General features: G+C 61.8%; 20 protein-coding genes. 7 read left to right on the top strand and 13 right to left on the bottom strand.

Going from position 1 to position 25731, the window contains the following annotated elements:
* Positions 1–195: 195 nt before the first annotated feature.
* A complete protein-coding gene (gene hppD, locus ACF8EF_RS11405; protein ID WP_028697182.1) occupies positions 196–1272 on the top strand; it encodes a 4-hydroxyphenylpyruvate dioxygenase in 1077 nt (358 codons plus the stop codon).
* Between the two features lie 23 nt (positions 1273–1295).
* On the opposite strand, the gene ACF8EF_RS11400 is transcribed toward hppD, so the two are convergent.
* Complete coding sequence (locus ACF8EF_RS11400) at positions 1296–2102, bottom strand: CSS-motif domain-containing protein (RefSeq protein ID WP_209965591.1); 807 nt, start codon at positions 2100–2102, stop codon at positions 1296–1298.
* A gap of 129 nt (positions 2103–2231) precedes the next feature.
* The gene (locus tag ACF8EF_RS11395) at positions 2232–2918 is read right to left on the bottom strand and encodes a type 1 glutamine amidotransferase domain-containing protein (RefSeq protein ID WP_392461159.1); all 687 of its coding nucleotides are present in this window, start codon (positions 2916–2918) and stop codon (positions 2232–2234) included.
* Between the two features lie 193 nt (positions 2919–3111).
* Between ACF8EF_RS11395 and ACF8EF_RS11390 the strand changes: the two genes are divergently transcribed.
* On the top strand, positions 3112–5175 hold the full coding sequence (locus tag ACF8EF_RS11390; RefSeq protein WP_176683404.1) for a PAS domain-containing sensor histidine kinase: 2064 nt from the start codon (positions 3112–3114) through the stop codon (positions 5173–5175).
* 6 nt (positions 5176–5181) lie between these two features.
* Here ACF8EF_RS11390 and ACF8EF_RS11385 read toward each other — a convergent pair whose 3' ends face one another.
* The 7 genes from ACF8EF_RS11385 to gspG form a co-directional block, all read right to left on the bottom strand.
* The gene (locus ACF8EF_RS11385; RefSeq protein WP_392461157.1) at positions 5182–6798 is read right to left on the bottom strand and encodes a response regulator; all 1617 of its coding nucleotides are present in this window, start codon (positions 6796–6798) and stop codon (positions 5182–5184) included.
* A gap of 78 nt (positions 6799–6876) precedes the next feature.
* Positions 6877–7932, bottom strand: coding sequence for a HEAT repeat domain-containing protein (locus ACF8EF_RS11380; RefSeq protein WP_176683406.1), 1056 nt, complete (start codon positions 7930–7932; stop codon positions 6877–6879).
* 225 nt (positions 7933–8157) lie between these two features.
* Positions 8158–9573, bottom strand: a complete 1416-nt coding sequence (locus tag ACF8EF_RS11375) for an efflux transporter outer membrane subunit (RefSeq protein WP_176683407.1) — start codon at positions 9571–9573, stop codon at positions 8158–8160.
* Entirely contained in the window at positions 9570–12749 is a 3180-nt protein-coding gene (locus tag ACF8EF_RS11370) for an efflux RND transporter permease subunit (protein ID WP_339533494.1), read from the bottom strand. The genes ACF8EF_RS11375 and ACF8EF_RS11370 overlap by 4 nt, the downstream gene beginning before the upstream one ends.
* Positions 12750–12762: 13 nt before the next feature.
* Entirely contained in the window at positions 12763–14004 is a 1242-nt protein-coding gene (gene mexE, locus ACF8EF_RS11365) for a multidrug efflux RND transporter periplasmic adaptor subunit MexE (RefSeq protein WP_392461156.1), read from the bottom strand.
* Between the two features lie 191 nt (positions 14005–14195).
* On the bottom strand, positions 14196–15386 hold the full coding sequence (locus tag ACF8EF_RS11360) for a type II secretion system F family protein (protein ID WP_176683410.1): 1191 nt from the start codon (positions 15384–15386) through the stop codon (positions 14196–14198).
* An 11-nt stretch (positions 15387–15397) separates the two neighbouring features.
* Positions 15398–15823: a type II secretion system major pseudopilin GspG gene (gene gspG / locus ACF8EF_RS11355; protein WP_003253843.1), complete on the bottom strand. Its 426-nt coding sequence runs from the start codon at positions 15821–15823 to the stop codon at positions 15398–15400.
* Between the two features lie 185 nt (positions 15824–16008).
* On the opposite strand from gspG, the gene ACF8EF_RS11350 reads away from it, so the two are divergent.
* The 4 genes from ACF8EF_RS11350 to ACF8EF_RS11335 all read left to right on the top strand — a co-directional run bounded on the left by ACF8EF_RS11350 (position 16009) and on the right by ACF8EF_RS11335 (position 21424).
* Entirely contained in the window at positions 16009–16602 is a 594-nt protein-coding gene (locus ACF8EF_RS11350; protein WP_176683411.1) for a lytic transglycosylase domain-containing protein, read from the top strand.
* 174 nt (positions 16603–16776) lie between these two features.
* The gene (locus tag ACF8EF_RS11345) at positions 16777–18228 is read left to right on the top strand and encodes a HAMP domain-containing sensor histidine kinase (RefSeq protein ID WP_176683412.1); all 1452 of its coding nucleotides are present in this window, start codon (positions 16777–16779) and stop codon (positions 18226–18228) included.
* Between the two features lie 306 nt (positions 18229–18534).
* On the top strand, positions 18535–20028 hold the full coding sequence (locus ACF8EF_RS11340; RefSeq protein ID WP_392461155.1) for a sensor histidine kinase: 1494 nt from the start codon (positions 18535–18537) through the stop codon (positions 20026–20028).
* Positions 19997–21424: a sigma-54 dependent transcriptional regulator gene (locus tag ACF8EF_RS11335; RefSeq protein ID WP_176683414.1), complete on the top strand. Its 1428-nt coding sequence runs from the start codon at positions 19997–19999 to the stop codon at positions 21422–21424. Before ACF8EF_RS11340 ends, ACF8EF_RS11335 begins: the two co-directional genes overlap by 32 nt.
* A gap of 14 nt (positions 21425–21438) precedes the next feature.
* On the opposite strand, the gene ACF8EF_RS11330 is transcribed toward ACF8EF_RS11335, so the two are convergent.
* The 3 genes from ACF8EF_RS11330 to ACF8EF_RS11320 all read right to left on the bottom strand — a co-directional run bounded on the left by ACF8EF_RS11330 (position 21439) and on the right by ACF8EF_RS11320 (position 23831).
* Entirely contained in the window at positions 21439–21741 is a 303-nt protein-coding gene (locus ACF8EF_RS11330; protein ID WP_176683415.1) for a hypothetical protein, read from the bottom strand.
* Between the two features lie 86 nt (positions 21742–21827).
* Entirely contained in the window at positions 21828–23180 is a 1353-nt protein-coding gene (locus tag ACF8EF_RS11325; protein WP_176683416.1) for a GntP family permease, read from the bottom strand.
* Between the two features lie 111 nt (positions 23181–23291).
* Positions 23292–23831 carry a gluconokinase gene (locus ACF8EF_RS11320; RefSeq protein WP_176683417.1) on the bottom strand — a complete coding sequence of 180 codons (540 nt, stop codon included), beginning with the start codon at positions 23829–23831 and terminating at the stop codon, positions 23292–23294.
* A gap of 206 nt (positions 23832–24037) precedes the next feature.
* Here ACF8EF_RS11320 and ACF8EF_RS11315 point away from each other — a divergent pair, with 206 nt between their 5' ends.
* Complete coding sequence (locus tag ACF8EF_RS11315; protein ID WP_392461154.1) at positions 24038–25057, top strand: LacI family DNA-binding transcriptional regulator; 1020 nt, start codon at positions 24038–24040, stop codon at positions 25055–25057.
* Positions 25058–25354: 297 nt separating this feature from the next.
* On the opposite strand, the gene ACF8EF_RS11310 is transcribed toward ACF8EF_RS11315, so the two are convergent.
* Positions 25355–25720, bottom strand: a complete 366-nt coding sequence (locus ACF8EF_RS11310; protein WP_176683419.1) for a VOC family protein — start codon at positions 25718–25720, stop codon at positions 25355–25357.
* Positions 25721–25731: the final 11 nt, after the last annotated feature.

The raw sequence follows: 25731 nt of genomic DNA, 5'->3' as shown, positions 1-25731 counted from the left end.
ACGAATACAACAATAAGGTCCTTCACTTCCGAAGGATCAAGCCCGCCGAGAATGGGTCCATATGACATACCATGGGTTCAAGCTGATCATAGGTGATTTCCTTGCACGTAGCGTGCGGGGTATCCCGTGCTCACCGCCGTTTCTGTTCCACATCCCACGCAATCAATAATTTTCGCTGCAGATGAGAACACGAACATGGCTGATATCTTCGAAAATCCAATGGGCCTGATGGGCTTCGAATTCATCGAACTGGCTTCGCCGACCCCTGGCGTACTTGAGCCTGTATTCCAGATACTGGGCTTCACCAAAGTGGCCACCCACCGTTCCAAGGATGTGCACCTGTATCGCCAGGGTGACATCAACCTGATCCTGAACAATGAACCCAAAAGCATTGCCTCGTACTTCGCCGCTGAACACGGCCCGTCGGTGTGCGGCATGGCCTTCCGCGTGCGCAATGCCCATGAGGCTTATGCCCGCGCCCTGGAACTGGGCGCCCAGCCGGTAGAAATCGAAACCGGCCCGATGGAACTGCGCCTGCCGGCGATCAAGGGTATCGGCGGGGCACCGCTCTACCTGATCGACCGCTTCGAGGAAGGCAGCTCGATCTACGACATCGACTTCAACTTCATCGAAGGCGTGGATCGCAACCCGGTAGGGGCCGGCCTGAAAATCATCGATCACCTCACCCATAACGTTTATCGCGGGCGTATGGCCTACTGGGCCGGTTTCTACGAGAAGCTGTTCAACTTCCGTGAAATCCGCTACTTCGATATCAAGGGCGAATACACCGGCCTGACCTCCAAGGCCATGACTGCTCCTGATGGCATGATCCGCATCCCGCTCAACGAAGAGTCGTCCAAGGGCGCGGGGCAGATCGAAGAATTCCTGATGCAGTTCAACGGTGAAGGTATCCAGCACGTGGCCTTCCTGACCGATGACCTGCTCAAGACCTGGGATGCCCTGAAGGGGTTGGGCATGCGCTTCATGACCCCGCCACCGCAAACCTACTACGAAATGCTCGAAGAGCGCCTGCCTGGCCATGGTGAGCCGGTCGACCAACTGCAAGCGCGTGGCATCCTGCTCGATGGTGCCTCGCAACCCGAAGACAAGCGCCTGCTGCTGCAGATTTTCTCGGAAACCCTGCTTGGCCCGGTCTTCTTCGAGTTCATCCAGCGTAAAGGCGACGATGGCTTTGGTGAAGGCAACTTCAAGGCACTGTTCGAATCCATCGAGCGTGACCAGGTACGCCGTGGCGTGCTGAGCACAGACTGACCGCCCCTGGAGTACCGTCGTCGTCATGCTCGTTCGGCGGCGGTACCCCGCCTGTTGGCACGCGCCCTGAACAGGGCCAGGTAGACGATCGAGCCGGTCACGATCCCCACCAGCATCAGTGAGGGCGCTATCTGTAGCACCGACTGGCGGATTTCATGAGCGGTGAAACCCTCTGGGTAGCCACCTTTGACCGTATACCCATACCTGGCCGACATTGCGCTTGTAAAAAATTCGGCCTGTGAAGGGCGTTCAAGGTCACGGCTGTCACCATTGCTCCATATGTAGCGGTCGCCAAATTCGACCAGCAGTATCAGCCCATCCTGAAAGCCATCCAGTTCGTTGCGGATCTGCGTGGCATAGGCTGTCACGATTACGCCATTGTTTCTGCCCTTCTGGTGAAAGTCTACTAGCAGCTTCTGGCGCGTATCAGGAGGGCCGTAGGACAGTGCGACCCGCTGGCCGGACAACGCGAACGATGAATAATGCTCCAACGAACCTGAAACTGTGCTGCAGTAAGGTTGCTTGTCTTTCAGCAAGGTCAGTGACCTGACGATGGAGCGATGGGCAACCTGGTCCTGCAAGGTGCTTTTGACGTTGTCGCAAGGTTGACCTGCAAATGGCAGGGTGCGCAGGGCCGTCTCGTGCATTCTGTCCAGTGCATTGTCGACGCTGAACACCGCCTCCTGAACGGAGATGTTCGCGTTTTCTGCAAGTTTTGCTTCCAGCTGGAAAGCCATCACCAGCAAACCGGATACCACAGGCACCAGCGCCACTGCGATGAGCAGCAGCAGCTCCACCATGCTGCGCCCTGCGTGCATGATTTTCGACATAGGCTAACAGTTCTCCGCTCTGAAACTGTTCGTGGTGAACAGCTGAGCCCTGAGCCTATGTATTTACTGATCAGGCTGCTGTAGTCCGGCTGCAGTTGAAGTGGTAGGAAATCGAGCGCCTCGGTGTAGCTAACTGCCATTGAGCTTTTTGAGCACTGCATCGGCCAGCAAGGCAGTGGAGGCGGGGTTCTGCCCGGTAATCAGCCGGTCATCGTCGACCACGTAAGGCTTCCACGGCTCATCATGCTTACTGTACTCGCCGCCGCGAGCCCCAAGTTCGTTCTCCGTCAAGAAAGGCACTACGTCGTCCAGTTCGACCAGTTTCTCCTCTATATTGGAAAAGCCGGTCACCTTGCGGCCTTTGAGAAGCAGGCAGTTGTTACTCAGCTTGATGTTCAGCAGGCCGACAACGCCGTGACAGACTGCCGCAACAATGCCATTTTTTTCGTAGACCTTGCGCGCCAGTTCCTGCAGAGGTTGGTTTTCGGCGAAGTCGTACATCACCCCATGCCCTCCGGTGTAGTAGATGGCACTGTATTCGTCGGCCTTCACCTGCCCTGGGGCCAAAGTATTGCCCAGGCGCGTCATGAAGCGCTTGTCGTCGTACCATTGCCAGTCCAGGTCAGGGGCCATCTGCAGGCTGTGCGGGTCCACGGGAACGTAACCGCCCTGTGGGCTGACATAGTCGACCGTGTAGCCGGCCTTTTCGACTTTCTCGACAAAGTGAACGGCTTCACCCAGCCACAACCCGGTCGCCCGTTTGAGGGTTGGATACTTCGCTGTATTGGTCAGCACCACCAGAATTTTCTTGCTCATGACCCTGCTCCCGTCGGCAACCTGAATGGGCCGGTGCTCCCTGGCCCGAGGGAAAACCTAAATAGCATAGCTGCCACCTGCAAGTACGCCATGGTGTGCGCGATATGCTGTGCTAACTTGAACCCATCCACCGGCGAGCGTGCCAGACTTGGCGGCGCTATGGTCAACCTTGAGCATTGCTGGAGTCACGATATTGGTCGCTAACGGTAAACCACGCGAGCCTGCGTCGCAGGTCATCCTGCAGTCGCCTGTTTTGCCATCGATCGAGCCGATGGGGGAGCGGATTGCCCAGTTCGACTGGTGGCGTACCTCGCTTGGGCCATTGTCGCGCTGGCCTGCCTCGTTGCGCATTGCCGTGGACATGATGCACTTGTCACCCTTCCCGTGTGCGGTGGTGTGGGGGGCAGACCTGTGTGTGGTGCATAACGATGGCTACCGAGCGTTGCGGGCATTACCGGATGCGCTGGGCATGGCGTTCGATACCCTGTGGAGTGATATCTGGCCAGCAGTGGGGCCCTGGGTGTTCAAGGCACTGGAAGGCCACTCGAATTTTGTCGAGGACCCTCCACTGCGCATCGTCCGCAGTGAGGGCGCCGAACCGCTATGGTGCGCATTCGGTTATGCACCCCTGCACGATGAACTCGGTAACGTGGCGGGGTTTCTGCATACGGTGATCGAGACCACGGCCAGCGTCGAGGCACACCGCCATTGGCGTGATCAGGTGCAGAGCTTTGAACGCCAGGTCGAGCGCCATGTGGCCGAGCGAGAGCAGTTCTGGTTGCTGTCGCGCGAAGCGATGATGATGCTTAGCCCTGAATTGAGACTGCATGCTGCCAACCCGGCCTGGTACCGCATTCTGGGGTGGACACAAGAGCAGGTGCAGGCGATGTCGGTAATGGAACTGGTGCATCCGACAGAGCGTGCCGAAGTGCGACTGGCAGTGTCCGCGCTGCTGCAATGCAGCCACGCGGAGCAGTTGGAGATCCGTCTGCGACACCACGATGGCCACTACCACTGGTTTCGCTGGAGTGCGCGGTTTGACGGCAGCCTGCTGACTGCGGTTGGCCGGGACATCACCGCAGACCGTGAAGAGGCGGCGCGTCAGGCAGAGGCGCTGATGCGCAACAGCGAGCGCATGGAGGTGGTTGGCCAGTTGGCTGGCGGCATGGGTCATGAAATGAACAACTTGCTGTCCGGTATCGGTGGCAGCCTCGAACTGCTGCAACGGCGCCTGCAGGAGGGGCGGCTGGAGCGGGTGGGGGCCTACGTGGACGTTGCGCGCGACTCGGTGCAGCGGGCCATGGACCTGACCCATCGGTTGATTGCGTTTTCTCGCCATCAACCATTGGCCCCTCGGCCACTGGACTTCAATCGGCAGTTGCGGTTGAGCGAGCCCTTGTTGCTGCGGGCCTTGGGGGCAGAGATGCGTTTGCACTGGCAGCTGGACGTTGCGCCTTGGACAGTGAGCCTGGACGTGCCCCAGTTAGAGAATGCCTTGATCAACTTGTGTGCCAATGCGCGTGAGGCGTGCCTGGAACAGGGCAATGTCACCATCAGCAGCGTCAACGAACGGCTCACAGCCTTTTTCCCGGATGAAGGTGGCTTGCCGCCAGGCGACTATGTGGCCGTGCATGTCGAGGACGATGGCCATGGCATGTCAGCGGTGGATATCGCCAGGGCTTTTGAACCGTTCTATACCACCAAGTCGCTCGGGCACGGGGCCGGGCTTGGTCTGTCGATGGTGTATGGCTTCGTCCGTCAGTCGGGCGGGTATGCCTGGATCGAGTCGGTACCGGAACAGGGCACCAAGGTGTCCATGCTTTTCCCGAGGAGCCATGAGCCGGTGCCCGATGAGCCCGAACCGGTGCCGCTTTCGCAACGCATGGCACGGGGCGAGCGCCTGCTGCTGGTGGATGATGAGCTTGATCTGCGCGCAGTCATGCGCGAGTACCTGACTGAGCGTGGTTTTGACGTCACGGATGTGGGCGATGCCAATAGCGCACTGGAGCGCTTTCGCCATGGCGGCCCTTTCGATCTGGTCATCACCGATATCGGTTTGCCGGGTGGGTTCAGTGGTCGGCAAGTGGCCAAGGCCATGCGCATGCAGCTTGCACAGCAGAAAATTCTATTCATCACCGGTTATGCGGATCAGTCCATTGAAGCGCAATTGCTCGATCAGCCGGGCACGGCATTGCTGAACAAGCCGTTCTCGCTGGCGCATCTTGCCGATGAGGCGCTACGCATGCTTGACGCGTAAGGCGCTTCAAGGCTTGCCTAGAATCTGTGTCACTCGAGCCTGCAACTGCTGCAACTCGAACGGCTTGCAGATCAGGTGCATGTCAGCGTCCAGGAAGCCTTCGCGGGCCATGGCCGTTTCCGCGTAGCCGGTGATGAACAGCACCGGCAATCGTGGGCGCAGCCTGCGGGCAATTTCCGCCAGTTGCCGGCCATTCATGCCGGGCAAGCCCACATCGGTGATCAGCAAATCCACCGGTTGTGCCGAGCGCAGCACCTTCAGGCCCTCGTTGGCGTCGGCTGCGCTTTGGCAGGGGAAGCCGTTTTCGCGCAGCGCCTGGCAAAGCAGTTGGCGCACATGGGGATCGTCCTCGACGATCAGCACGTGTCGGCTGCAGCCGTCTTGCCTGGGCGCCACAGGCTCGCTGGATGGCAGGGTCTGGTCGACATGGCGAGGCAAATACAGCTCCACCTGGGTTCCCTGGCCAATCTCGCTGCGGAGGGTGATATGCCCATGGGATTGCTTGCTGAACCCGTACACCATCGACAACCCCAGGCCAATGCCCTGGCCGGTCGCCTTGGTGCTGAAGAACGGTTCGAAGGCGTGCTCCAGCGTGCTTTGCGCCATGCCCTGGCCGCTGTCGATGATCTGCAGGCGCACATAATCGCCCGTACGCAGCGCGCTGCCGGCGAACTGCTCGGTGGCGATGTGATGATTGTTCGCTTCGATGCGTAGCAGGCCACCGTTGGGCATGGCCTCGCTGGCATTGAGCAGGAGGTTGTCGAGGGCTTCTTGCAACTGCTGGTCATCCGCCTCCACGTGCCACAGGTCTTTGGCCGCATGCACTTGCAAGGTTATCGACGGGCTCAGGCAAGCCTTCAGGCGCTCTGCGTCGAGCAAGGGATGCAGGTCTATACGTTGGCTGTGTAGCGATTGGCGGGAAGAGAAGGCAAGCAGGCGGTGAGTCAGGCGTGCGGCGCGTGAAACGGCCTCGCGGCCCATGCCCAGAACGCCGTCCAGGCCGTCGTCGCGGCCTTGCCGCAGGCGCCGCTGGATGAGTTCGAAGCTGCCGCTGATGCTGGTGAGCAGGTTGTTGAAGTCATGGGCGACGCCGCCGGCCAGTTGGCCGATGGCCTCCATCTTGCGTGCCTGGCAGCGGGCGAATTCAATGCGGTCCTGCTCCTGGCCCGGCGTTGAAGGGCGGCTGTCCAGGCGCTGCTGCATGCCATAGAGCTGGTCACGTGTAACGTACTGTCGACGCCGGTTGCGCAGCGCGGACCGGGTCATGTGCAGCAACTGGGCATTCTCGTAGGGCGCAACCAGCCATAGAAGATTGCCCACCGGATGATGACTCACGCCAGCGGCCGACCAGGCGCCCTGGGTCAGCAGCACAATGGGCAAATCCGACCAACTCGGTTGCTGGTCGATGAATGCCTGCAGCAAGGCGCTTGGGCCTTGGCTGAACATCTGCTCGGCAATGATCGCCAGGCCTGCACCCTCGGCCAGACGCGTCTGCAGGTTTGCCAGGTCGACCGCGCAGAGGCTGTTGATGCCGGCGGAGGTAAGCAGACGTGAGGTATCCGCCGCCAGTTGTGGCGGTGCGAGGATCAAGGCACGTTCATCCAGCGCCAACGAACTGGCCAAAACGACTCTCCTTTAGGGTGGCCTGATACCCACTGGACCCTGGCACAGCCTCAGGGTTCAACTGAATCCAGGTACTGCCTACAGGCCCTGTTGCAGTGCAGGGTCGTCCGGGTTCTGGCGCTCCAGTTCGGCTAGCGATACTTGCACGTTCTGCAACTGTCCGGACTCTTTCCAGTACTGAATCAGCAGCACCCGTGCCCGGCGATTGGCTGGCTGCCGATTGAGGATGGTTTCCAGTTGCTTCTGGGCAGCGTCGAGCTGGTCAAGCTGATGCAGGGTGACCGCCAGTGTATAGCGGTAGTCGGCGTTGTCCGGGTCCAGTTCCACCGCGCGGGACAGGGCCAGCAAGGCATACTCGCGCTGTTCGTGGCGCTTCAGCCAAAGCCCTAGTTCATACTGCAGAAAGGCCGAGTCGGGGCTCAGCGCCAGGGCTTTGCCCAATACCTGGCGGGAGGCGTCGTGGTGGCCCTGGCGCTCAAGCAGACGTACCTGAGTCGCCAGTGCATCGAGGTTGGCAGGTGCAACCTCGAGCGCACGTTGCAGGGCCGCAGCGGCCTGCGTGTAGTCGTTTTCGTGCAGGTACAGGCGCGCCAGGTGCACCTGGGCGTCGGCATCTTCGGGTTGTTGCTCGAGGGCCTTTTGGTATTGCTCCAGGGCTGACTGCAGCGGGCCGAAATAGAGGCCGATGGCGTCGGGATCGAGGCCCAGCAGGGCATCCACGGCGGCAAAACGCACGCTTTGCTCACTGTCGTCCAGCAGCGGGCCGAGTACCAGGCTGCGCTGTGCCGGCGGTAACAGGCGGCGAATACTGGCAATGGCCGCTCGACGCACCAGCGGCTCGGCGTGTTCCAGGTCCTGGCGGGCCAGTTTCAATGCCTGCGGTGAAGGGTAGTTGGGCAACTCGGCGTAGAGCGCCGCACGGCGGATGGCGGGCAGGTCGTTGCGCTGCAGTTGCTGGTACAGCACCCGTGCGGCGCCGGGCTGGCCGTCGTGAGCCTGGCGCAGCGCTTTGGCGTAGCTGTGTGCTGGCAAGTTCGGCGGGGTTGGCGGGGCGTCGCGCCACAGGTAGCCGAACAGGGCCGATACCAGAATCGACAACAGCAGGGCGATCAGGTAGCGGTTGCGTCTGGGCATCGGACGATCCGTGGCGGCGGGAAGGGCAGAGCTTGGGCCAGCCGGGGGGTAAATGCAACCGAACCGGGCACGCCGCTGGCCAGGCACCAGGCCTGCGGTGGCATTCCAGGCACTGCGTATTGGGGTGAATACGATGGCAAACATAAAAAAGCCCCGCGGGCCATGGCCTGCGGGGCAAACGGTTGGGGGAGGAGCCAACCAAAGGAGTCGTTGAAATGCGGTGTGTCAGTGTGCGCTGGCCAAGGTCTGCGGTTGCCAGCCGCCACCCAGGGCCTTGTAGATCGAGACGATGCCGCGGTACAGCTCGACTTCACCTTGGGCTTGTGCATCCTCAGCACTTAGCCGCTCACGCTCGGCATCGAGCAGTACCAGGTAGTCCACGGTACCCTCGCGATATCGAATCGAGGCCAGTTCTGCAGCCTTGCGGCTGGCGTCGCTCTGGCGCATCAGCGACAGCAGACGCTGCTGGGTCTTGTCGTAATCGCTGAAGGCGTTGGCCGACTCTTCCAGCGCCAGCAGCACCTGCTGTTCGTAGTTGGCCAGTGCCCCTTCGGCATCGGCCTTGGCGCCGCGCAGGCGGGCCCGCACGCTGCCCAGGTCGAAGGCTGCCCAGGTAATGCTCGGGCCCAGCGCCCAGGCGTTGGCCGCCGACGAGCCGATCTGCGAGCCGCGGGCGGCGGTAAAGCCGAGGAAGCCACTGAGGCTGACACGGGGGAACAGGTCGGCGGTGGCCACGCCAACGTTGGCGGTGGCGGCCGCCAGTTGGCGTTCGGCGCTGCGGATGTCCGGGCGGCGGCGCAGCAACTCACCTGGGTCACCTACCGGCAGCGCCTTGGCGATGGCCGGCAGCGCCTTGGGCGACAGGTCTACGCTGAGCGCGTCAGGGCCCTGGCCTAGCAGGGTGGCGATGCGATGCCGCGCCCGTGCCTGTTCGGCTTGCAGTTGCGGCACGGTGGCTTCGACCCCGGCCAGGCGCGCATCGGCACGCACCACGTCAAGGTCATTGCCCACGCCCGCATCGCGCAGGGTTTCGGTAATGGTGCGTGATTCCTGCTGAGTCTTCAGGTTGGCCAGGGCGATCTTCTCGCGCAACTGGGCACCGCGCAGCTGCCCGTAGGCATCGACCAGTTCGGCGATCAGGCTGACCTGCAACTGCTGCAGGTCGGCGGCGGCCACCGCTTCCTGGGCTTCGCTGGCTTCGATCTGGCGCTGGATGCGGCCGAACAGGTCAAGTTCCCAGGCCATGTCCAGGCCCAGGTCGTAGCGCTCGCTGTTCACCCGCTGCGTGGTCTGGCCGGGGATCTGGCCTTTGCCAAGATCGCTGCTGGCACGGCTGGTGACCACCGGGAACGGGTCGTTTTCGGCGTCTTCGCGGATCGAACGGGCCGATTTCAGGCGGGCGAAGGCCACGCGCAAGTCACGGTTGCCGTCCAGCGAAGCCTGCACCAGCTGGTTCAGCACCGGGTCGTCGAACTGCTTCCACCACAGGCTCTCGAAGCGGCTACGGTCGTAGGCCTTGGCCTGCACGTCGCTGCCCAGTTGTGCAGGTTCGGTGGCTGGCGCCTGGTAGTCAGGGCCTACCGCACAGGCCGCCAGGGCCAGTGCCAGCAGGCTTGGGGTCAAGGGTTTGAGCAGGTTCATGCGTGGTTCTCCAGCACTTGAGCGTGTTCAGCCTTGCGGGCCTGGCGACGCTCGACGAAACGGCGGATCAGGAAGAAGAACACCGGGGTCAGGAACAGGCCGAACACGGTGACGCCGATCATCCCCGAGAACACCGCCACACCCATGGCATGGCGCATTTCCGATCCTGCACCGGAGCTGAACACCAGGGGCACCACGCCCATGATGAAGGCGATCGAGGTCATCAGGATCGGCCGCAGACGCAGGCGGCAGGCTTCCAGTACCGCAGCCAGCGGGTCAAGGCCCTTGGCCTGCTCGTCCTTGGCGAATTCGACGATCAGGATCGCGTTCTTGCACGCCAGGCCCACCAGTACGATCAGGCCGATCTGGGTGAAGATGTTGTTGTCGCCACCCGATACGATCACACCGGTGATGGCCGACAGCAGGGTCATTGGCACGATCAGGATCACCGCCAGCGGCAGGCTCCAGCTTTCGTACTGGGCGGCCAGCACCAGGAACGCCAGCAGCACGCACAGCGGGAACACCAGCAGCGCGGTATTGCCCGAGAGGATCTGCTGATATGTCAGGTCGGTCCACTCGAAGGTCATGCCGTTGGGCAGTTCCTCTTTCAGCAGTTTCTCGATCGCAGCTTCCGCCTGACCAGAGCTGTAGCCCGGTGCGGCGGCACCGTTGATCTCGGCAGTGATGAAGCCGTTGTAGTGCATGACCCGGTCCGGCCCCGAGGTATCGCTGACCTTGAGGAAGGTCGCCAGCGGGATCATCTCGCCAAGGTTGTTGCGCACCTTCAGTTGGCCGATCTGCTCGGCATCAAGGCGGAACTGCTGCTCAGCCTGGACGTTGACCTGATAGGTACGGCCGAAGCGGTTGAAGTCGTTGGTGTACAACGAGCCCAGGTAGACCTGCAGGGTGTCGAAGATGTCGGTGATCGCCACCCCGTGGGTCTTGGCCTTTTCCCGGTCGATGGCGGCATCGACTTGTGGCACGTTGACCTGGTAGCTGGTGAACAGGCCGGCCAGCTCTGGCACGTTGTGGCTCTTGGCGATGATGTTCTGGGTTTCCTTGTACAGCGCTTCGTAACCCAGATTGCCACGGTCTTCGATTTGCAGACGGAAGCCGCCAATCGTGCCCAGGCCCTGTACCGGCGGCGGTGGGAAGATTGCGATGTAGGCGTCCTGGATGTCGGCGAACTGGGCATTCAGCGCGGCTGCGATGGCTGCCGCCGACTGGCTCGGGTCCTTGCGCTCATCGAATGGCTTGAGCGGGGTGAACACGATGCCGCTGTTCGGGCTGTTGGTGAAACCGTTGATAGACAGGCCCGGGAAGGCCACCGAGTCGGCCACGCCAGGCTGCTTGAGGGCGATTTCGCTCATGCGCTTGATCACCGCTTCGGTACGGTCGAGGCTGGCCGCGTCCGGCAGTTGGGCGAAGGCCACCAGGTACTGCTTGTCCTGGGCCGGCACGAAACCGGTCGGGGTGGACGAGAAGCCCAGGTAGGTCAGGCCCATCAGGCCGGCATACACGAACAGGGCGATGCCACTTGAGCGGATGACCCGGCGCACGCCACCGACGTAGCGGTTGGACGCACGGTCGAAGAATCGGTTGAACGGAGAGAACAGCCAGCTGCCCAGCAGTTTGTCGAGGAACCGCGAGAAACGGTCCTTGGGGGCGTGGTGCTCCTTGAGCAGCACCGCGGCCAAGGCTGGCGACAGGGTCAGCGAATTGAACGCCGAAATGACGGTCGAAATGGCGATGGTCAGGGCGAACTGCTTGTAGAACTGCCCGGTCAGGCCGGAAATGAACGCTGCAGGTACGAACACCGCGCACAGCACCAGGGCGGTGGCGATGATCGGCCCGGTCACTTCGCTCATGGCCTTTTGCGTGGCTTCCAGCGGTTTCAGGCCCAGCCCGATGTTACGTTCGACGTTCTCCACCACGACGATGGCATCGTCAACCACGATACCGATGGCGAGCACCAGCCCGAACAACGACAGCGCGTTGAGTGAAAAGCCGAACAGGTGCATGACCGCGAAGGTACCGATCAGCGAGACCGGCACAGCCAGCAGCGGGATGATCGAGGCGCGCCAGGTCTGCAGGAACAGGATCACCACCAGCACCACCAGCACCAGGGCTTCGAACAGGGTGTGCACCACCGCTTCGATGGAGCCGCGCACGAAGATGGTCGGGTCATAGACGATGCTGTAGTCCATCCCTTCAGGGAAGTCCTTTTTCAGCTCGGCCATTTTCGCCCGCACCTCGTCGGAGATCTCGATGGCGTTGGAGCCTGGGCGCTGGAAGATCGGGATGGCCACCGCCGGCTGGTTGTTCAGCAGCGAGCGCAGGGCGTACTGGCTGGAGCCGAGTTCGACCCGGGCGATGTCCTTCAGGCGGGTGATTTCGCCATCGGCCCCGGCGCGGATGATGATGTTCTCGAACTCTTCCTCGTTGACCAGACGGCCCTGGGTATTGATCGACAGCTGGAAGCTGGTCGACCCTGGGGCAGGCGGTGCGCCCAGCTGGCCGGCAGCCACCTGGCGGTTCTGCTCGCGGATTGCGGCGACCACATCACTGGCTGTCAGGTTGCGCGAAGCGGTCTTGTTCGGGTCCAGCCATACGCGCAGCGAGTAGTCGCCCATGCCGAACAGTTGTACGTCGCCGACGCCGCCCAGGCGCGCCAGTTCGTCCTTGATGTTGAGGATGGCGTAGTTGGACAGATAGAGCATGTCGTAGCGGTTGTCCGGCGAGGTCAGGTGCACGACCATGGTCAGGTCAGGCGAGGCCTTGTCGACGGTGATACCGATACGGGTCACTTCCTCGGGCAGCTTGGGCTGGGTACGGGTGACGCGGTTCTGTACCTGCACCTGGGCGTTGTCCAGGTCGGTACCCAGGGCGAAGGTGATGGTCAGCGTCAGCTTGCCATCGGCAGTGGACTGGGAGGACATGTACAGCATGTTCTCCACACCGGTAATGGCCTGTTCCAGCGGCGCGGCGACGGTTTCGCCGATGACTTTGGGGTTGGCGCCGGGGAAGTTGGCGCGCACCACAACGGTGGGCGGCACCACTTCGGGGTATTCGCTGATCGGCAACTGGAACAGCGAGATAGAACCCGCAATCAGCAGCAACAGCGACAGCACCGCGGCGAAGATCGGCCGGGTAATGAAGAATTTCGAGAAGTTCATCGGTAGGGGTCCCTTAACCGCGTGGCGCCTGGGCGCCGGCGACTTTCACGTGATTGCCCGCCATTTTCGGCGCCGGGTTGCTGGCCTCCAGGGCCTGACGCTGCCGTGCGAGGGCGGCGAGGGTTTGCTCGCTGGCCATCGGTGTTTCTTCCGGGGTTACCGGCGAACCAGGGCGCACGCGCTGCAGGCCCTTCACCACGATGCGTTCGCCCTTGTCCAGGCCGCTGCGTACGATGCGCAAGCCTTCAAGTTTCGGCCCCAGTTCCACGGTGCGGTAGGTGGCTTTGTTGTCCTTGCCCATGACCAGCACAAACTTCTTGCCAAGGTCAGTACCCACGGCTTCGTCGTTGATCAGCATGGCGTCGTACTGGGCGCTGCCGACCAGTTTCAGGCGCGCATACAAGCCTGGTGTGAACTCGCCGTCGCTGTTGTCGAATACCGCGCGGCCGCGGATGGTGCCGGTGCGCGGGTTGACCTGGTTGTCGACGAAGTTCATGTGGCCCAGGTGCGGGTTGCCGCTTTCGTTGGTCAGCCCCAGGTATACCGGGGTGCTCTGGCCACGCTGGCCTTCACGGGCCAGCTGGGTGTACTTGAGGTACACGCGCTCGTCGGCGTCGAAGTAGGCGTAGACCTTGTCGGTGGACACCACGCTGGTCAGCGGGGTGACATCGGCTGTGACGATGTTGCCGGCGGTGAACTCGGCGCGGCTGACACGGCCGCTGATGGGCGCAGTGACGCGGGTGAAGCTGAGGTTCAGGCGCGCCAGATCGAGCTGGGCCTGGATTGCATCGACCCCGGCACGGGCCTCGGCAGCGGCACTGCTGCGCGATTCGGCCAGCTCGGCGGAGATGGCGTTGCTGTCACGCAGGCGCTCGCCACGGCGGGCTTCGTTGGCGCTGCGGATGGCGGTGGCCTTGGCCTGTTGCAACTGGGCTTCGAGGCGGCGGACTTCTGCCTGGAACGGGCGCGGGTCGATCTGGAACAGCAGGTCGCCTTTCTTGACCTGGGCACCTTCAGTGAAAGCCACCCGGTCGATCTGGCCGGAGACCCGCGGGCGCACTTCGACGGTTTCCGGGGCTTCGAGGCGGCCGGTGAACTCGTCCCATTCGGTGATCGGTTGCTCGATCACCTTGGCCACACTTACCTTCGGCGCGGCGGGAGCCTGCACGGCGTCGGGGGTTCGACCGCAAGCGCTGATCACCACCACTGCCAGGGCAGCGAGGGGGAAGCGCAAGGGTTTGAGTGATTGTTCCATGGAGAACTCCGCCAATGTATTAGTAGTGGGCGGAGTGTGAGTGTGTTGCGCGTGAGGTACGAATCGAACAGGGCGAAGGTTACTATCACGCCGAATGATAAGTGGGGATCAGTTATCGATGGCGGCCATGGTTGGGCACAGCGCACTGCCTGTGCAGGCACCCCGTTACGCGAGAGCCTGGGCCTGGCCATTCAGTGAATGCTTGAGGCCAGTTCGAAGATCGGCATGTACATGAGGATCACGATCAGGCCGATCAGCAGGCCGATGAAGGTCATCAGCAGCGGCTCGAACAGTTTGACGAACCACTCCACCCAGCGGCCGATTTCCTGGTCATGGAAGTCGGCGCAGCGCTCCAGCATCTCGCCCAGGTTGCCAGACTGCTCGCCAGCCCGCAGCAGGCGCAGTGATACCGGCGTCACCAGGTGCCCGGCCGCCAGTGCATCCGAGAGGGGCAGCCCTTCGCCCACCCGCAGGCTGGCCTGCTCCAGGCCCTGCGCTGCTGCGTTGCCGAGCAGGCCACGGGCCATCCCCATGGCGGTAAGGATGGGAATTCCGCCTTGCAGCAGGATACCCAGCGAGCGATAGAAACGCGCCAACTCGTACATCATCAGGCGCTGATGCAGTGCTGGCAGACGCCGCAGTTGGCAGGAGGCCCAGTGCCGTACACGCGGGTGCCGGCGCAGCAGCCAAAGTGTCGCCACCCCGACGACGGTGCCCAGCGCCAGCGGCAATTGCTGGGCATGCAGAAACAGGCCGACCTGCATCAGCACCCGTGACAGCCAGGGTAGCTCGGTGCCCATGCCCTCGAACACCTGGCTGAAACGCGGTACCACATAGCCGAGCAGGAACAGCACCACACCCCCCCCCACCAGCAACAGCAGCAACGGGTAGACTGAGGCACCCACCAGCTTCTGGCGGACCAGGTCCAGGCGCTGGCGATAGCTGATATAGCGGGTGAGGGCGTCGCCCAGAGCACCGGTGCGTTCACTGGACTGCACCAGCGCCACATACAACGGCGGGAATACCCTCGGTTGCTGGCCCAGAGCCTGGGACAGCGAGCGGCCCTCGTACAGCTGGCGTACCAACTCGGCGAGCACCTTGCGCGCTGTCGCTGCCGGGCTCTTCTCTGCCAGGCTTTCCAGTGCGTCGATCAGCGGCAGGCCGGCATTGAGCAAGGTTGACAGTTCCTGGCTGAACAGCACCAGGTCGAACGCCGCTTCACGGCGCCAGGCCATGCCGCGCAAGGCGCCGCCGCTGCTGCGCAGGCTGAGTACACGCAGGCCTTGGTCTTCGGCCTGGCGGCGGGCGTGGTCGGCGTCCTCGGCGTCGATCTGCAACTGCACCACGCCCTGCCTACCCAGGGCCTTGAGGCTGTAGCGCATGGCCGCTCTCCTTACTGCCAACTGGTGATTTCGGCGTTTTCCCCATCACCACCCGGCTGGCCGTCCTTGCCCATCGACAGCAGGTCGTACTCACCGCCGTTCTCGCCAGGTTGCCGGTAGATGTAAGGGCGGCCCCACGGGTCTTGTGGCACGGCCTTCTGCAGGTACGGGCCGGTCCAGCGAGCCTCGCCACTGGGGGCGACCACCAACGCCTGCAAGCCTTGTTCGCTGTTGGGGTAGTGGCCGACCTCCAGGCGGTACAAGTCCAGGGCCTTGCTCAGCCCCTCGATCTGCGCCCGCGCAACCTTGGCCTCGGAGCGGCCGAGCTGACTGAAGTACTTGGGCGCGACGATGCCGGCCAGCAGGCCGAGTACCACCAGTACCACCAGGAGTTCAAGCAGAGTGAAGCCACGTTGCGGGTTGGTTCTGCGCTGCATGGTGAAGCCCTCCACTGCTATGGGGACACGCGTTGACATGCACCATGCAACAGCCGTGCACGTCAGCCCCGGGGCCTTGCGCCATGGGGCACAGGAAGCGGCACAGTGCTTGCGTCGTGGTGACTGTCCTCGGGTTTTCCGGGGCATTTCCCCCACTTCGGGGCCACGACGAAGAGGCGACCGGCATGCGTGGACTCATCCTCGGTTTGATCTGGCTGGCGGCAGGTGTTGCCCACGCCGATGTGTACATCTCAATCGATGCCAAGGGGGGCTACGTGCTGAGCAATGTCCATAGACCAGGGCGCCACTATGAGAGGGTGATCAACGAGCCGCTGGCCCAGGGTGGGCCGGTCAAGGCGCAAATGATCACTGGCCGCCCTTACGCCGAGGTAGTCGCCACGGCTGCGCGCATCCACAATGTGCCGCCGGCGCTGCTGCACGCGGTGATCAAGGCCGAGTCTGGCTACAACCCCAAAGCCCGTTCGCGGGCGGGGGCAGTGGGGTTGATGCAACTGATGCCGGACACCGCCCGCGAGATGGGGGTGCAAGACCGGCTGGACCCTGAAGACAATGTGCACGGAGGGGCGCGCTACCTCAAGCAGATGCTCACCCTGTTCGACAACGACATCACCTTGGCCGTAGCGGCCTACAATGCCGGCCCGGATGCTGTATTGCGGCGCGGTGCCGTGCCGCCGTTTGCCGAGACCCGGCGTTATGTGCCCACGGTGCTGCGCGAGTATCGCAAGTTGCAAGGGTTGAATGACGACTCGCCTTTGTAACAACTGGCTTGCAGCTCACGCATTCCCACAGGGGCCACACCATCCTCAGGCTGTATCGGGCAGGTGAAGTGGGGAGGGAATAAATACCCTTCGGCGGATGCCATCAATTTAATACTATGGTTTCCCCAACTCTGGGCTATAACCTTCTAAAGGTGCCCAGCTGAGGTGTCCGTTATGGACGTCGCCCCTCGTTCCGACACTATTGACGTGCCTGCCGGTAGCGAGTTGGCCGCCCCGCGCAGGCCATTCAACCTTCTGCGCTGGTATGCCTGGGTCAGTCTAGCCATCATTCTCTCGGTGGCTGCCGGGCTGGGGCTGATTTCCAGCCGCTTCATCATCGACGAGAGCGTCGAGCGTGACGCGTTACTCACCGCACAGTTCATCACCTCCATCGCCGATGCCGAAGTGCGCCATGTGTCGATCCCCAATGTGCGTACCATGGGCGAACTGCTCGATCCGCGCACCGACCGCAATAACTTGCCCGACGTCGACCCGGATGCCCGGCGCAAGGCCCGCGGCGAGTTTCTTGACCATATCGCTCACCTGCCCGATATGCTGCTGGCCAATATTTATGCCTTGGACCGCACTGTGATCTGGTCCAGCAACCCGGCACTGATCGGCCAGTTGATCGAAGGCGATGAAGACCTGAATCGGGCTTTCGAGTACAAGATGCGCGTTTCGGCCAGCTACCACAGTTTCGAACATGCCCGCTCCGAGCAGAAGTTCATCACCCCGCCCAAGCAGCTATTGATCGAGAACTACATTCCGCTGTTCGATGCCGATGGCGAGCAGGTCACAGCGATGGTCGAGATCTATAAAGAACCCCATGACCTGATCGCACGCATCGAGCATGGCCTGATCCTGATCTGGTTGGCCATCACCGTCGGCGCTGCACTGGTCTATGTCGGCCTTTACGGCATCATGCACCGCGCCGCCCGGCTGCTGGCGGTGCAGCAGAAGCGGCTGATCAACAGCGAAACCTACGTGGCACTGGGTGAGGTGTCGTCGGCGGTGGCCCATAGCCTGCGCAACCCGCTGGCCAGTATCCGCTCAAGTGCCGAACTGGCACAGGCGTTCGACGAAGGCCCGGCGCAACGCCAGGTCAACGATATCATCAGCCAGGTCGACCGGATGTCGCAGTGGATCCGCCAGATGCTGCAGTCACTGCGCCCGCTGAACGACGAGGCATTGGCGGTGGACTTGCCGCAGGCGTTGCAGGAAAGCCTGCAGACCTACGCTGTGCCGCTGGCGCGCGGTGGAGTAAGCCTGGACTTGCAACCGTTACCGAGCGTGCAGGTGTTGGGGCACCCGGTATTGCTGCGCCAGGTATTCAGTAGCCTGATCGCCAATGCCCTGGAGGCGATGGAGCAGGGCGGGCGGTTGCGTATCGAAGTGGTGCGTCATAACCGACGCAGCCTGACCTTGCGCCTGTCCGACAATGGCAAGGGCATGAACGACGCGCAGCAGCGCATGGCCTTCCGGCCATTCTTCACCACCAAACAGGGTGGGCTGGGGGTGGGGCTGGTGCTGGTGAAACGCATCATGGAACGCTTCGGCGGTGCGGTTCGGCTCAGCAGCAGCGAGGGCCATGGCACGAGGGTCTCGTTAAGTTTTCGACTGGCTTGAACTCGTCAAACGACATTACTTAAGTGTTGTAAGATATTGATATTAAAGAAATTAACTTTTTGTGGGTGAAAATGCCCCAGTTGTGGGGGATATCCTTCTGATTGGGATTAATAAGTACTTGTAACCTACTAAAAAATAACAGTTTTAGTTTTTCATATTCTGCTGGCTAAGTTTTTGCAGTGAAATGTGTGAAGCGCAATACGCTACAAATGGCAGCTGCGACTGCCCGGGTGGATTGCTACCCAGTGGCTACTGCCATTGGCCTTGATGCAGTTCTGAACGTACGCCCAGCGCGGGAACCACGCGATGCAGATGCTGGAAAACGAAGCGCCCGACAAGGTCAGTGCGACCGCCAGCGGACGGGTCTTACCTTTGCGTGAATTCAACTTGCTGCGCTGGTTCTCGGTTATCAGCCTGTTGATCATTACCTCGGTGGCAGGTGGGCTGGGGTACGTTTCGACGCGCTTCGTGGTGCGCGACAGTGTAGAGCGCGATGCCATGCTCACCGCGCAGTTCATTCAGGCAATGGCCCAGGCCGAAGTGCGTCATTCGCAATTACCGCCTGGCACCACCATGGGCGAGTTGCTGGACCCGCGACTGGACCTGCAGCATCGGCAGTTCACCCCGGCCTTGGCCGAGTCGACCCGGGTCGAGTTCCTCGATCATGTCGAGCACCTGCCGGACACCTTGCTGGCCAACGTTTATGCCCGCGACCGCACCATTGTCTGGTCCACCAACGCAGAGCTGATTGGCAAGCGGATAGAAGTTGATGGTGATCTTGAGCGCGCCTTCCGCTCGCGCAAGGCGGTGTCGGCCAGCTATCACAAGGTTGCGGATGATCGCGAAGAGCAGAAGTTCCAGCGCGAACCACGCTACCTGTTTATCGAGAACTACATCCCGCTGTTCGATAGCCAGGGTGAGCAGGTACTGGCCATGGTGGAAATCTACAAGGAACCGCAGGATCTGATCCGGCGCATCCAGCGCGGCTATTTGCTGATCTGGGCCTCGACTCTGGTAGGTGGCGCGTTAATTTACTTCGGGCTGTTCTGGATCGTGCGCCGTGCGGCGCACATGCTGCACCTGCAGCAGGAGCGGCTGGTGGCAAGCGAAACCTATGTGGCGCTGGGTGAGATGTCTTCGGCAGTGGCTCACAGCATGCGCAACCCGCTGGCCAATATCCTCTCCAGCGCCGAACTTGCCCAGGAAACCGCCAACCCTGCTGCGCAGAAGAACATCACTGACATCATCAGCCAGGTCGACCGCATGTCGCGTTGGGTGCGCGACCTGCTGGTGTCGTTGCGTCCGTCCAGTGAAGAACCCGAGGCCGTGGATCTGGTGGCGGCCATCGAAGACACCCACCTGGCCTTCGCCCAGCAGATCGAACGCAACGGCGTGCGCTTCCATTTCGAAGGGCCTGACGTGCAGTGGGTGGTCAGCCAGCCGCTGCAGCTCACGCAGATTCTCAACAGCCTGTTTTCCAATGCCCTGGAGGCCATGCCCGCTGGCGGGATGCTCAATGCCCAGGTCAATGTGCAAGAAGGCCTGCGCGCCGAGTTCGTGCTGACCGACACGGGCAAAGGCATGAGCCAACAGCAGGAACGGATGGTGTTCAAGCCGTTCTTCACGACCAAACAGGGTGGCCTTGGCGTGGGGCTGGCCCTGGTCAAGCGCATCATGGAACGTTTTGGCGGCTCGGTCAGCCTTCGCAGCCGCGAAGAGGAAGGAACCCGCGTCAGCCTTACATTCAATATTGCAGCGGGAGGGGAACATGGAGCACAGCATCCTGGTCGTCGAGGATGATGAAATCCTTGCCGACAACATTCGCACTTACCTCAGCCTCAAGGGCTACGATGTCATCGTGTGCCACAGCGCGGAACTGGCGCTGGAGCAGATCAAGCGGGCGCAACCTGACGCGGTGCTGACCGACAACTCGCTGCCAGGCATGAGCGGGCATGACCTGCTGCGTACCCTGGTGGCCCAGGCACCGGACCTGAAGGTGATCATGATGACCGGCTACGGCAATGTCGAAGATGCCGTGCAGGCGATGAAGGAGGGCGCCTTTCATTACCTGACCAAACCGGTGGTACTGGCCGAGCTCAAGCTGACCCTGGACAAGGCCCTGGCAACCGAGCGTATGGAGCGCACGCTGTCGTTCTACCAGGAACGCGAGGCGCAGAAGTCCGGGTTGCAGGCATTGATCGGCGAGTCGCCGGTGATGCTCACCCTCAAGCACACCCTGCGCCAGGTGCTCGATGCCGAGCGGCGCATGGCCAGTGACGACCTGCCACCGGTGCTGATCGAAGGCGAGACCGGTACTGGCAAGGAGCTGGTGGCTCGTGCCCTGCATTTTGATGGTTCGCGCAGCAAAGGGCCGTTCATCGAGTTCAATTGCGCTTCGATCCCTGCCAACCTGCTTGAGGCCGAACTGTTTGGTCATGAGAAGGGCGCTTTCACCGATGCCAAGGAGCGCCGGGTGGGGCTGGTGGAGGCTGCCGATGGCGGCACCTTGTTCCTTGACGAGATCGGCGAAATGGACCTGGTGCTACAGGCCAAATTGCTCAAGTTGCTGGAAGACCGCAGCATCCGCCGGATTGGTGCTGTGAAGGAACGCAAGGTCGATCTGCGGGTGATCAGCGCCACCAACTGTAACCTGGAACAAATGGTGCAGCAGGGCAAATTCCGCCGTGACCTGTTCTTCCGCCTGCGCATTATCGCCCTGAAGGTGCCGCGCCTGTATTCGCGTGGGCAGGACATACTGCTATTGGCGCGGCATTTCCTTGCCCACCATAGCCGCCGTTATGGCAAGCCGAACCTGCGCTTTTCGGCCGAGGCCGAAAGCCTGATGCTCGGTTATAGCTGGCCTGGCAATGTACGAGAATTGCGCAACATGCTGGAGCAGACCGTGTTGCTGGCGCCGAACGAGGTCGTGCAGGCGCATCAGTTGAACCTGTGCATGACCTTGGTTGACGAGCCGTTGGCGCAACAGCCGATGGCGGCCATGTTTGAAATGCCGCGGCACGAACCAGAGCCGGGTACAAGTCTGCCTGACATGGAGCGTGACCTTGTCTGCAAGACCCTGGACCGTACCGACTGGAACGTGACCAAGTCGGCACGGATGCTTGGGTTGTCGCGGGATATGCTGCGTTACCGGATCGAGAAGCTGGGACTGACCCGGCCTGACAAACGTCAGTGGTAGTACAGGCAGGGTTGTCAGGGGTTACCTGTGCCCGTGCTGCCTTCTCCTTGCCGCCCGGTACCTTCCGACCTACTGCCATCCATCCCCGGCAGATCGCGGTTGTCATGCTGCTGCGCCGGCGGGCTTTGCGGGTCATTGCCCTGTATGCGCGGGTCGGTGTCCCGCGGCAAGGGCTTCTCGATCGGGTTGAGGGTGCTGTCCACGCCCGGCTGTGGCGCCGTATTGTGCGGGTCGTCGGGGTAGGTCGGACCTGTACCGGCAGCAAAGGCCAGCGGCGAGGTGAGCAGGGCGATCGACAGGATGATTGAGCGGGGCATGGCAGGCTCCTTTGCTATACGGGTAGGGCTCATACATCCCTTTGGCCTTACCCGAAACGTGAAGGTGCCATTACCCCGATCAACGGTCACACCACCAGTGACAGCAACATGATGAAAATGATGCCGACGATGGACAGGATCGTCTCCATCATGCTCCAGGTTTTGAAGGTTTCTGCAACGGTCATGTTGAAGTACTGCTTCACCAGCCAGAAGCCGGCGTCGTTCACATGGGACAGGATCAGCGAGCCGGCACCGGTGGCCAGTACCAACAGCTCACGGTTCACCCCCGGCACCAGGTCGATCACCGGGGCCACGATGCCCGCGCCGGTAATGGTGGCGACCGTGGCGGAGCCGGTTGCGATGCGGATCACCGCCGCCACCAGCCAAGCCAGCATGATCGGCGAAATTTCCGCCTGCACGGCCATTTGCCCAATCACGCTACCCACACCGGTGTCCACCAGCATTTGCTTGAAGCCACCGCCAGCGCCGACGATCAGCACGATGGCGGCAGTCGGTGCCAGGCTCTGGTCGAGCATCTTCATGATCTGTTGGCGATTGAAGCCGCGGGCCGAGCCGAAGGTGTAGAAGGCCAGCAGCAGGGCGGCGAGCAGGGCGGTGATCGGGTGGCCGATCAGGTCCATCCACTGGCGCACGATGTGCTCGGCAGGCAGCACCACGTCGGCGAACGTTTTCAGCAGCATCAACGCGACCGGCAGCAGCACGGTGATCAGTGTGATGCTGAAGCTTGGCAGGTTGCCCTGGTCAGAATCCTTGGCGATCTGGTCCATCAGTTCCTGGGACGGGTTGCCCGGGATGTAGCGGGAAATGAAGTTACCGAACAGAGGACCGGCGATGATCGCGGTGGGCAGTGCAACGAGCAGGCCGTAGAAGATGGTTTTGCCAATGTCAGCGTGGAAAATGCCGATCGCCAGCAAGGGGCCCGGGTGTGGTGGCACCAGACCGTGCACCACCGACAGGCCGGCCAGCAGCGGAATGCCGATTTTCACCAGCGAGACGCCTGAGCGCCGGGCGACGATGAACACCAGTGGAATCAGCAGCACAAAGCCGATTTCGAAGAACAGCGGGATGCCCACCAGGAAGGCGGCGAACATCATCGCCCAATGCACGTTCTTCTTGCCGAAGGCGCGGATGAGGGTTTGCGCGATCTGGTCGGCACCGCCGGAGTCGGCCATCAGTTTGCCGAGCATGGTGCCGAGGGCGAGCACGATCCCGACGAAGCCCAATACGCCGCCAAAACCGTCCTGGAACGATTTCATGACCTTGGCCACCGGCATGCCGGAGGTCAGGCCCAGGAAGCCGGCCGCGAGGGTGAGGGCGACGAAGGGGTGAACCTTGAAGTGGGTGATCAGCAGGATCAGCCCGACGATGGTAACCAGCGCGTCGAGTAGCAGGAAGGTATCAGTAGCCAGTCCGAACATGGTTTGAAGGCCTCGGTCTTATCGTTGTTTTGGGCGTAGCTTTATGGAGTCTTTGCCCGCTTTACGGGTCGGGGTAGCGCTGTCTTTGGTGAGACGGAAAAACCGCCGAGGTCAGGCGGTTTGCGCCAGGCCCGACTCACCGCAGCGCTTTAGCCAGCGGTCCACCGCTTCGGCCAGTGCTTCGATCGGTTGGGTGGCGTCCAGTGCAAGTGTCAGTGGTTCGCCGCGTGGCGATTCCAGGGCAGCGAACTGGCTGTCGATGAGGCTGGCCGGCATGAAGTGCCCTGGGCGAGCCAGCACGCGTTTTTCAGCCTCGGCAGGCGACAGTTCGAGGAACACGAACACCAGCCCGGGCATGGCATCGCGCAGGGTATCGCGGTAGCGGCGCTTGAGTGCCGAGCAGGTCAGGATCGGGCGTTCCCCGGCCTGGGTGGTGGTTTGCAACTCTTCACCAAGGCGGACCAGCCAGCCGGCACGGTCGCTGTCGTCCAGCGGGATGCCAGCGCTCATCTTGCGGATGTTTTCGGCAGGGTGGAAAGCGTCGCCTTCGATCAGGCGGCCGCCGCTTCTGGCAGCGATGGCGGCGCCGATGCAGCTTTTGCCGCAACCGGCCACGCCCATCACCACAATGGCGGACAGGGGAGAATTCATCAGTACCTCCTGCGGGTGAGATAGCGCTGTCTCGCCATTGACGAACAGCCACCTCCCCGGTGTTATTGGTCTTGTCCTTACGCAGTATGGACGCCTGGTGGCAAGCGCGTGGTGGCTGCTACCAAAGATTACATTGCCTGCATCCTGAGACAGCGCTACCTTAGTGGCCGTTCCCTATCCTTGCAAGTAGTAAAATTACAACATTCATGTCCCGCATCGGCTCCCGTACTACAGGTCGTCCCACCCTGGCTGAAGTTGCCAGGCTTTCTGGGGTTTCCCCAATTACCGCTTCGCGCGCTTTGCGTGGGGTCAGCACGGTTGCGCCCGCCCTGGTGGAAAAGGTCATCGCCGCGGCGGCGAGCCTCGGCTATGTGGCCAACCCGGCCGCCCGGGCGTTGGCCTCGGCACGCAGCCAGTCGGTGGTGGTATTGATCCCGTCGTTGTCCAACCAACTGTTCATCGACACCCTTGAGGCCATTCACGAGGTCATGCGTCCGCGTGGGCTCGAGGTGCTGATCGGCAACTATCACTACGACCTCGCCGAAGAAGAGAACCTGATCCGCAATTACCTGGCCTATCAGCCCTGCGGCATTTTGTTGACCGGCTTCGAGCGTAGCGAAGCTGCGCGGCAGATGCTGGCTGCCAGCGGCGTGCCGTGTGTGCACATGATGGAGCTCAATGGCGAGCCAGGGGCTTTGTCGGTCGGCTTCTCGCAGCATCAGGCCGGACGTGCTGCTGCACGGCACCTGATCGAGCGCGGGCGCAAGCGTCTGGCATTCATTGCCGCTCAGCTGGATCCAAGGGTGATGCAGCGCGCCGAGGGCTTCCGTCAGGCGCTGGCAGAGGCCGGTTTGCAGGCCTCCGAGCTAGAAGTGTTGGCGCCGGAGCCATCGTCGATTGCCCTGGGCAGCGCGCTGTTCAGCCAGCTGATGCAGCAGGCGCCGGATGTCGACGGCATCTTCTTCTGTAACGACGACCTGGCCCAGGGCGCGGTGCTGCAGGCCTTGCGTCAAGGGGTGGAGGTGCCACGTCAGGTGGCGATGGTCGGTTTCAACGATTTGCCGGCCTCGGCGCACATGGTGCCGCGCCTGACCTCGATTCGTACACCACGGGCTGCGGTGGGTCGGGGCGCAGCGCAAGCGCTGCTGGCGTTGCTGGATGGCAAGCGGGTGACGAATGCGCAGCAGGATCTGGGCTTTGAGTTGATGGTGCGCGAGAGCACCTGAGAGTGCCCGCCAAGGCCTTCTCGCGCGACTTCCACAGGAATGATTGGCCCAAAACAGATGTGGAGCGGGTTTACCCGCGAAGCCGGCGACGCGGGGCATGGCACCGGCTGTGCCGGTGTTCGCGGGTGAACCCGCTCCTACGGGGGCGCTAACGGATGGATTTTGGTAAGCGTCCGGCGAACACTCAGCAGAGCGGAACCTGACGCATAGTGTACACGTGAGTCAGTTTCGCGTGCTTTGGCATGACTGAAGGAATGCGAGGCATGAACATTTTTCGAATCCATGCCAAGAATCAAGTCAATCAGGCATGCACACTCGTAGTCGATGGCCATCCGGATCGAGTGCCACGAATGTCAGACCAAACACTGCGTGGTGAAGCGCCTGCTCAATGTGGACGCCTTCAGCCGTCCATTTTTGATGAAGATCTTCTACCTGCGTTTCCGTCTCAACCAGAAAGGCAACCTCGGTACGATGACCGCTACCTCCGCTTTTGTAATCCTTGGCATTGGTCGACCAGAGGCCCAAGGCCGTACCATTATCAAGCAAGAACGAAACATAACTGGGGAATGCCGACTGCGGCTTCCGTTCAAGCAACTTTTCATAAAAGTCACAGCTTTTCTGAGGGTCTTCTACGTACAACAGGAATAGGTTTGGGCTTGCCATGAAATATCCTC

Source organism: Pseudomonas sp. zjy_15, assembly GCF_043101865.1.
In the GTDB taxonomy this organism is placed as follows: Bacteria; Pseudomonadota; Gammaproteobacteria; order Pseudomonadales; family Pseudomonadaceae; genus Aquipseudomonas; species Aquipseudomonas putida_Y.
The sequence above is the reverse complement of the archived record's forward strand: the minus strand, read 5'-3'. Positions and strand labels throughout refer to the sequence as shown.

Bases quoted from the DNA above. Each gene is read 5' to 3' on its own strand.
- gspG (WP_003253843.1), bottom strand. From the start codon at position 15,823: ATGCAGCGCAGAACCAACCCGCAACGTGGCTTCACTCTGCTTGAACTC.
- ACF8EF_RS11380 (WP_176683406.1), bottom strand. From the start codon at position 7,932: ATGCCCAGACGCAACCGCTACCTGATCGCCCTGCTGTTGTCGATTCTG.
- ACF8EF_RS11395 (WP_392461159.1), bottom strand. From the start codon at position 2,918: ATGAGCAAGAAAATTCTGGTGGTGCTGACCAATACAGCGAAGTATCCA.
- ACF8EF_RS11375 (WP_176683407.1), bottom strand. From the start codon at position 9,573: ATGAACCTGCTCAAACCCTTGACCCCAAGCCTGCTGGCACTGGCCCTG.
- ACF8EF_RS11335 (WP_176683414.1), top strand. From the start codon at position 19,997: ATGGAGCACAGCATCCTGGTCGTCGAGGATGATGAAATCCTTGCCGAC.
- ACF8EF_RS11325 (WP_176683416.1), bottom strand. From the start codon at position 23,180: ATGTTCGGACTGGCTACTGATACCTTCCTGCTACTCGACGCGCTGGTT.
- ACF8EF_RS11370 (WP_339533494.1), bottom strand. From the start codon at position 12,749: ATGAACTTCTCGAAATTCTTCATTACCCGGCCGATCTTCGCCGCGGTG.
- mexE (WP_392461156.1), bottom strand. From the start codon at position 14,004: ATGGAACAATCACTCAAACCCTTGCGCTTCCCCCTCGCTGCCCTGGCA.
- ACF8EF_RS11330 (WP_176683415.1), bottom strand. From the start codon at position 21,741: ATGCCCCGCTCAATCATCCTGTCGATCGCCCTGCTCACCTCGCCGCTG.
- hppD (WP_028697182.1), top strand. From the start codon at position 196: ATGGCTGATATCTTCGAAAATCCAATGGGCCTGATGGGCTTCGAATTC.
- ACF8EF_RS11345 (WP_176683412.1), top strand. From the start codon at position 16,777: ATGGACGTCGCCCCTCGTTCCGACACTATTGACGTGCCTGCCGGTAGC.
- ACF8EF_RS11350 (WP_176683411.1), top strand. From the start codon at position 16,009: ATGCGTGGACTCATCCTCGGTTTGATCTGGCTGGCGGCAGGTGTTGCC.
- ACF8EF_RS11360 (WP_176683410.1), bottom strand. From the start codon at position 15,386: ATGCGCTACAGCCTCAAGGCCCTGGGTAGGCAGGGCGTGGTGCAGTTG.
- ACF8EF_RS11400 (WP_209965591.1), bottom strand. From the start codon at position 2,102: ATGTCGAAAATCATGCACGCAGGGCGCAGCATGGTGGAGCTGCTGCTG.
- ACF8EF_RS11320 (WP_176683417.1), bottom strand. From the start codon at position 23,831: ATGAATTCTCCCCTGTCCGCCATTGTGGTGATGGGCGTGGCCGGTTGC.
- ACF8EF_RS11310 (WP_176683419.1), bottom strand. From the start codon at position 25,720: ATGGCAAGCCCAAACCTATTCCTGTTGTACGTAGAAGACCCTCAGAAA.
- ACF8EF_RS11315 (WP_392461154.1), top strand. From the start codon at position 24,038: ATGTCCCGCATCGGCTCCCGTACTACAGGTCGTCCCACCCTGGCTGAA.
- ACF8EF_RS11340 (WP_392461155.1), top strand. From the start codon at position 18,535: ATGCAGATGCTGGAAAACGAAGCGCCCGACAAGGTCAGTGCGACCGCC.